At 61.9% G+C, this 6,867-nt stretch carries 7 protein-coding genes; all 7 read left to right on the top strand.

Going from position 1 to position 6,867, the window contains the following annotated elements; translation table 11 throughout:
• Positions 1-168 precede the first annotated feature (168 nt).
• Positions 169-2,838 carry a DNA polymerase I gene (gene polA / locus M1617_01850; protein MCL5887037.1) on the top strand — a complete coding sequence of 890 codons (2,670 nt, stop codon included), beginning with the start codon at positions 169-171 and terminating at the stop codon, positions 2,836-2,838.
• Between the two features lie 68 nt (positions 2,839-2,906).
• Positions 2,907-3,149: a ribbon-helix-helix domain-containing protein gene (locus M1617_01845; protein ID MCL5887036.1), complete on the top strand. Its 243-nt coding sequence runs from the start codon at positions 2,907-2,909 to the stop codon at positions 3,147-3,149.
• Positions 3,134-3,472, top strand: a complete 339-nt coding sequence (locus tag M1617_01840) for a type II toxin-antitoxin system PemK/MazF family toxin (protein MCL5887035.1) — start codon at positions 3,134-3,136, stop codon at positions 3,470-3,472. The genes M1617_01845 and M1617_01840 overlap by 16 nt, the downstream gene beginning before the upstream one ends.
• Before the next feature lie 54 nt (positions 3,473-3,526).
• Complete coding sequence (locus tag M1617_01835) at positions 3,527-4,081, top strand: NAD(P)H-dependent oxidoreductase (protein ID MCL5887034.1); 555 nt, start codon at positions 3,527-3,529, stop codon at positions 4,079-4,081.
• The gene (ygiD, locus tag M1617_01830; GenBank protein ID MCL5887033.1) at positions 4,074-4,853 is read left to right on the top strand and encodes a 4,5-DOPA dioxygenase extradiol; all 780 of its coding nucleotides are present in this window, start codon (positions 4,074-4,076) and stop codon (positions 4,851-4,853) included. Before M1617_01835 ends, ygiD begins: the two co-directional genes overlap by 8 nt.
• Before the next feature lie 196 nt (positions 4,854-5,049).
• The gene (gene rpsA / locus M1617_01825) at positions 5,050-6,378 is read left to right on the top strand and encodes a 30S ribosomal protein S1 (GenBank protein ID MCL5887032.1); all 1,329 of its coding nucleotides are present in this window, start codon (positions 5,050-5,052) and stop codon (positions 6,376-6,378) included.
• 88 nt (positions 6,379-6,466) lie between these two features.
• Positions 6,467-6,867, top strand: a 401-nt coding sequence (gene coaE, locus M1617_01820) for a dephospho-CoA kinase (protein MCL5887031.1), incomplete at its 3' end; no start/stop codon positions are given.

The raw sequence follows: 6,867 nt of genomic DNA, 5'->3' as shown, positions 1-6,867 counted from the left end.
GTAGTGTTGCTTCTGGCGCTGCTTTCTCAAACGGTCGGATTCAATCGGAAGCAGGCCATGACAGTGATGATCGCATTCGTCGTTGTCACGGGTATACTCGGAGCTGTCCCCACGCTCGTAGGGGGAATGCTCATGGGCGGAATGATGTGAGAACAGGATGGAGGCTATGTGGAGGGCCGCTTCACGGACCCGATCGTTGCGATAGACGGAAACAGCCTTCTGCACAGGGCTTTCCACGCCTTGCCTCCCACGATGACCGCACCGGACGGCCGGCCGACCAACGCCGCATTCGGTTTCATCTCCATGCTACTCAAGATCGTCCAAGACCTCGAGCCACAAGGAGTGGTGGTGGCTTTCGACCGAGGGCGCCCCGCGTTCCGGGAAGAGGCTCTGGCCTGCTACAAGGCGCATAGGCCCAAGACCCCCGATGAGCTTCGAGTGCAGTTCCCGATGATAAAGGAACTGCTCGAGGCGCTTGCAGTGCCGGTGATCGAGGCCGATGGCTGGGAGGGCGATGACGTGCTGGGCACGATTGCGCGACTCGCCGAGGAGCTCGGTGCCCAAGCCCTGCTGGTGACCGGGGACCGTGACGCACTCCAGCTCGTCAGCGATCACGTCAAGGTCGTCACCACACGCAAAGGCATCGCAGATATCGTCATCTACGACTCGTCTGCAGTGTTGGAGCGCTACGGAGTGACCCCTGAGCAGATACCGGATTATCTCGGCTTGAAGGGTGATACCTCGGACAACATCCCCGGGGTCAAGGGAGTTGGCGAGAAGACCGCCGCCAAGCTCATCGCCGAGTATGGAACGCTGGAGGCCGTTCTTTCGGCGGCCGGGTCGATCAAGGGCAAGCTTGGCGAGAATCTACAACTTTACGCCGAGGACGCGCGTGTCAGCCGTCTGGTCGCGACGATCCGCCGAGACGTGCCTATCGATCTCGACCTGACCTCGGTGAGCTGGGGCAAGTTCGACCCAGCGCGCGTTGCCGAGGCTTTCGCGGCGCTGCGCTTCTCGCAGGCGGTTATCGGCCGAGTGCTCGCCAGCGGGCATCAGGATGCTTCGGCGTCGATGGCGGGCGTCAAGCCTGCGGCTCCGACCGACGTCTGGCGGCAGACCGCCTCGCAAGCAACGACCGGGCTCGTGGCACAGTGGGCCGCTACCGATGGGTGGCTCGGCATCGCGTTCGACGACGGCACCTGCGACTCACTCTTCGCGTCCCGATGCGATCTTGCCCTCGCCGACCCTACCCGCCGAGAAGTCACGCTCGTGACCGGCGATGCTGCCGAGGGCGCGCTGACCGCGTTACTCGGCGGTTCGGCACGGATCGCTTGCGGGGACTGGAAGGCCACGGTGCACGCACTTTGCCCGCCGGAAGCGGGTGGGAGCTTCGATGCGGCCATTGAGGCGTTCGGGCCAGAACGGACTTTCGATTGCGGGATCGCGGCCTATCTGCTCGAGTCGAACCGCAACTCGTATCAGCTCGATGCGCTGGCCGCAGACCTACTTCCCGGCCACATCCCGGCTGGTCCTGGGCGTGAAAACATGGCCAGCCATGAGTCACGACTCGCCGCGGAGGTCGCCCCCATACTTGCGTCTCGGTTGCATGAGGATGGTTCGGCGGATGTGTTCGAGCGCATCGAGATGCCGCTGGTCCCGATACTCTCGCGCATGGAGCGGACCGGAGTGGGTCTCGACACGCAGGTCCTGCTTGAACTCGGCGAGGAGGTCGCCGGGCGCCTCGAGGGAATCGCTACCGCCATCTACGGGTATGCTGGCGGCGAGTTCTGCATCGACTCGCCCAAGCAGCTCTCGGAGGTGCTCTTCGAGAAGCTCGGCCTGCCGACGCAGAAGCGCAAGAAGACGGGCTATTCCACCGACGCCAGCGTGCTCGCGGCACTCGCGCCCATGCACCCGATCGCGGAGGAGGTAGTCGCATATCGCGAGCTCGCCAAACTCAAGTCGACGTATATCGATGCTCTGCCAGCGCTGGTCGCAGCCGACGGACGGATCCATACCACCTTCAACCAGACCGTCGCAGCCACCGGTCGTCTCTCCAGCAGCGCGCCGAACCTGCAGAACATCCCGGTGCGCACCGAGCTAGGTCGCCGCATCCGGGCAGCATTCGTTCCGGCGATCGAAGGCGATTTGATCGTGGCCGCCGACTATTCGCAGATCGAGTTGCGGATCCTCGCTCACCTGTCGGGCGACCAGGGGCTGATCGAAGCGTTCACCGATGGCAGGGACTTCCACGCGGTGACGGCCTCGCGCGTCTTTGGCGTGCCGGTGGAGGATGTGCCGCAAGGGTATCGGGCGAAGGCCAAGGCCGTGAACTTCGGCATCGTGTATGGCCAGAGCGCTCATGGACTCGCCGACTCGCTCAAGATCGGGCACGGCGAGGCGCAGGACATGATCGACCGCTACTACGCGGCGTACCCCCGTGTGCGGGCGTATCTCGATGAGACCGTCGCCTCGGCGCACAGGCTGGGCTATGCGAGCACGCTGTTCGGGCGTAAGCGACGGATCCCCGAGCTCAAGAGCCCCAACTTCAACTTGCGCGCCTTCGGTGAGCGCACCGCGATGAACCACCCCATGCAGGGAACCGCCGCCGATATCATGAAGCTCGCCATGATTGAGGTCGACCGCAAGCTGCGCGAAACCAAGCTCGAAGCACGGATGCTGCTGCAAGTCCACGACGAACTCGTCTTCGAGTGCCCCGCCCAGGAACTGCAAGCGCTCACCACACTTGCCGAAGAGGCGATGGCGGGCGTGGCCGAACTCGCCGTTCCGCTAGAGGTGGGAGTGGCCGCAGGCAAGAACTGGGCAGTGGCGAAGTAGGATGAGGAACGGCGGCCAGAGTTGCTTCCCGGCGGGGTATGATATAATATCATACTCGGAGGTGTAAAATGGGTCGGTCAAAGGTCGCAATAACACTAGACGAAGACACACTGGGGGCATTGGATAGATTGGTCGCCGAGCGCCGGTTCCCTAATCGTAGTCAAGCGATACAGGAGGCTGTCGACGAGAAGCTGGCGCGCCTGTCGCAAGGTCGTCTCGCCAGGGAATGCGCTAAGTTGAATCCTGAGTTCGAAAAAGCGCTAGCTGAAGAGGGCATGAGTGGGGAGTTGAGCGAGTGGCCAGAATACTGAGGGGAGAGGTGCGCTGGGCCGACCTGGATCCGACGCGCGGACGGGAGCAGTCAGGGAGAAGGCCGGTTCTGATCTTGAGCGCCGATGTCTTCAACGAGCGCTCCGGAACAGTCATTGCAGTAGCATTGACGAGTCAGCCGCAGCGAGCGGGATTTCCATTGACGCTTGCACTCGGCGCAGACAGGTTCCCAAAGCCGACGTGGGTCAAGATAAGCCAGATCCGGACTTTGTCGGTGGATCGAATCGGGAAGAGACTCGGGCTCCTCACGCAGGAAGAAGTTGAGAAGGTTCTTGAGGGGCTGAACGAGATCCTGGGAAACTAGGATCCCGAGAGCTAGGCCAGGCCGCAAGGCATCTGACGCCGGAAAGGACGCGACATGAGCGAACGGATCCACATTCTCGGTATCGCAGGGAGTCTTCGGCAGGCGTCATATAACGCAAGCGCACTGCGAGCAGCCGCCGAACTCGCGCCTGAAGGAGCAACACTAGAGATTTTCGAGATCGACAGCATCCCGTTGTTCTGCCAAGACGAGGAACGCGATCCGCCCGCCGAGGTGCTCCGACTGAAGAGCCACATCCGTGAAGCGGACGCGATCCTGTTCGCCACGCCGGAGTACAACTACTCGGTGCCAGGTGTGCTGAAGAATGCGATCGACTGGGCGTCTCGGCCTTATGGAGACAACGCATGGAGCGGAAAGCCTGCTGCGATCATGGGTGCGTCGGTCGGGGCGCTCGGCACGGCTCGGGCACAATACCACCTGCGGCAGATGATGGTGTTCCTGGACATGCATCCGATAAACCAGCCCGAGGTCATGATCGGCAGCGCTTCGCAACGCTTCGACGAGCACGGACGACTGACCGATCCGACCAGCAGAGACCTGATCGCCAAGCTGCTGCAGAAGTTGGTCGACAGGGCGCGGCTCGATGGCTGATCGAATGCCAGCGATTTTCTTCGGGCACGGTAATCCGATGAATGCGCTACTCGACAACGAGTACACACGTGCATGGAGACTCATAGGCGAGAGCATCCCACGCCCGAAGGCCGTCCTGTGCGTGTCAGCGCACTGGTATTTTCCGGCGACCGCGGTAACTGCGATGGCCGCGCCGCGCACCATACACGATTTCGGCGGCTTTCCGCAGGAACTCTACGAGGTGCAGTATCCCGCGCCCGGGAGTCCCGAACTTGCCGACAGAGTCCGAACTCTACTCTCGCCCACCCCAGTGATGCTTGATGATCGTTGGGGGATCGACCATGGGACCTGGTCGGTGCTGCGGCATGTCTTTCCGGATGCGGACATCCCCGTTGTGCAGCTCAGCATCGATGAGTCGCGGCCCCCTGAGTATCACTATGAGATCGCGAAGCGGCTGGCTCCTCTGCGTGAGGAGGACGTGCTTATCGCAGGCAGCGGCAACATCGTCCACAACCTGCACGCCTATGCTTGGGGACGGCAGGAGGTCGAGCCATACGACTGGGCGGTCAGATTCGAGAGCCGGGCCAGAGAAGCGCTGCTTGTCGGCGATCACGCACCCCTCGTCGGGTACGAGGGGCTGGGGCGTGACGCCATACTCTCCATCCCAACGCCAGAGCACTACTTGCCGCTGATCTATGTCATCGGGGTGCAGCAGGCAGGAGAGCAGGTCGCGTTCCCACTCGATGGTGTCGACGGCGGTTCCGTCTCCATGCTCGCAGTCCAGTGCGGGTGATCTAGGCGCCCGCAGGAACAAAACATTTGGAACCCCTTGCGCTCACAATGTATACTCTGCAGTTGGTGTCTCGGAATTCCCCGTGACATCGCGGTAGAGTAATGTTGGCCCTGGAAATGTATGGACAGCTTTAGGCGATTCGATCCTGTAGGCGACCAGAACACGAAGGGGCCCCGACACGAAGGGGCCAACCCGGATGAGTGAGCACGAGAACGAGCAGTTCGTAGAGCAGGAAGTATTCACCGATGAGGAGATGTTCGCACTCATCGATGGCACTATGGCTGATTTCGAGGACGGCGATCTGGTCGCCGGTACAGTTGTTAAGGTCGAGCGCGACGAAGTGCTGCTCGATATCGGATACAAATCCGAAGGTGTGATCCCCTCACGCGAGCTTTCAATCCGCAAGGATGTCAATCCTTCCGAAGTGGTCGCTGTCGGCGATCAGATCGAAGCTCTCGTTCTCCAGAAGGAAGACAAGGACGGACGTCTCATCCTCTCCAAGAAGCGCGCCGAGTACGAGCGTGCGTGGAAGAACATCGAGGAGAAGTTCGAGTCCGGCGAGAACGTCGAGGGCGAGGTCATCGAGATCGTCAAGGGTGGACTCATCATCGACATCGGCCTGCGCGGCTTCTTGCCCGCATCCTTGGTCGATCTGCGCAGGGTCAAGGACCTGATCACCTACATGGGAACCAGGCTCGAGGCTCGCGTCATCGAGATGGACCGCAATCGCAACAACGTCGTCCTTTCGCGTCGCGTCGTGCTTGAGGAAGGCCGCAAGTCTGAGCGCTCCGAGGTTCTCGGCAAGCTGGCGAAGGGCCAGATACTGCCTGGCGTGGTCTCGAGCATCGTTGACTTCGGTGCCTTCGTCGACCTCGGCGGTATCGACGGACTGGTCCACATCTCCGAGCTTTCGTGGAGCCACGTCAGCCATCCGTCAGAGGTGGTCAAGGTGGGCGACGAGGTTGAGGTCAAGGTCCTCGAGGTTGATGCCAGCCGTGAAAGGATCTCGCTCGGCTTGAAGCAGACCCAGCCCGATCCGTGGCAGGAGATGGTCAAGAAGTACCCGGTCGGCTCGATCATCGAAGGTCGCGTCACGAAGATGGTGCCGTTCGGCGTGTTCGTTGAGATCGGCGACAACATCGAGGGTCTCGTGCATATCTCCGAGATGGCGCGCGGACATGTCGATACTCCCGAGCAGGTCACCTCGGTCGGCGAGAGCATCCACGTCAAGGTGCAGGAAGTCGATCTGGACCGCCGCCGCATCTCGCTGTCGATGAGGGCAGCAGGCGAGGCGCTCGGAACCGTCATCGAGATGCCGCCGAGAGACGCCTCTGAGTTCATCGAGGACGCAGACGCCGAGGAAGCATCAGCGACCGACGAGGCTCCCGAAGCTGCCGAGCCCGCCGCCGAGGAAGCCGCTGAGGCCCCTGAGACCGAAGAGCCCGCCGCCGAGGAAGCCGCTGAGGTCGCCGAAGTCGTTGAGGCCGACGAGACCGAAGAGCCCGCCGCCGAGGAAGACAAGTAGCGTCAAGCGAGACACGACCTAGTTAGACACGAGGGGCCGGGCGCATCGAAGTCGAAGTGCCCGGCCCCGTTCTGTACCGGAGGTGCACATGTATGTCATAGCCATCACAGGCGGAATCGCCTCAGGGAAGTCGACCGCTTGTGAGCACCTCCAGTCGAAGGGGGCTATCGTCATCTCGACCGACGCGATAGCTCATGGTCTTCTCGCGTCGGACCCCGTCAAGCGTGATGAGCTGGTTGAGGCTTTCGGAAGCGGGATCCTCGACTCCGCAGGGCAGATCGACCGCAAGGCCGTGGCCGCCATCGTATTCCGGGATCCGCAGGCCACGAGCCGCCTCAACGACTTCGGCGACCTCAACGACTTCGGCGACAACATCGAGGGTCTCGTGCATATCTCCGAGATGGCGCGCGGACATGTCGATACTCCCGAGCAGGTCACCTCGGTCGGCGAGAGCATCCACGTCAAGGTGCAGGAAGTCGATCTGGACCG

The organism is Actinomycetota bacterium, from assembly GCA_023488435.1.
In the GTDB taxonomy this organism is placed as follows: Bacteria; Actinomycetota; Coriobacteriia; order Anaerosomatales; family UBA912; genus UBA912.
This window is presented reverse-complemented; position numbering and strand designations above follow the sequence as displayed.

Bases quoted from the DNA above. Each gene is read 5' to 3' on its own strand.
- M1617_01845 (MCL5887036.1), top strand. From the start codon at position 2,907: ATGGGTCGGTCAAAGGTCGCAATAACACTAGACGAAGACACACTGGGG.
- M1617_01835 (MCL5887034.1), top strand. From the start codon at position 3,527: ATGAGCGAACGGATCCACATTCTCGGTATCGCAGGGAGTCTTCGGCAG.
- ygiD (MCL5887033.1), top strand. From the start codon at position 4,074: ATGGCTGATCGAATGCCAGCGATTTTCTTCGGGCACGGTAATCCGATG.
- rpsA (MCL5887032.1), top strand. From the start codon at position 5,050: ATGAGTGAGCACGAGAACGAGCAGTTCGTAGAGCAGGAAGTATTCACC.